Source organism: Mesorhizobium sp. WSM4813, from assembly GCF_055811555.1.
The window spans coordinates 1-203 of record NZ_JBVVQU010000188.1 but is presented as its reverse complement, the minus strand read 5'-3'; the positions used below and the strand labels follow the sequence as shown (position 1 = coordinate 203).

Genomic DNA, 203 nt, shown 5'->3' with positions numbered 1-203 from the left:
GAAAGAGAAACGAAGGCGGCAGACCCGCTTAAGGTATGCACGACGGTAAGAGTGACTCTCTTCCGTCTTGTTCCAAGAGAACCGAAAGGCAGAGGCTCAACAAGTGAGCGTTTCCATTAGGGTTCTTCCTTAGAAAGGAGGTGATCCAGCCGCAGGTTCCCCTACGGCTACCTTGTTACGACTTCACCCCAGTCGCTGACCCT

Annotated in this window: 1 rRNA gene; it reads right to left on the bottom strand. The window is 53.2% G+C overall.

Annotated elements, in window-relative coordinates:
- Positions 1–133 precede the first annotated feature (133 nt).
- Positions 134–203 (bottom strand): 16S ribosomal RNA (locus tag AC0L25_RS32590); the annotation flags it as partial.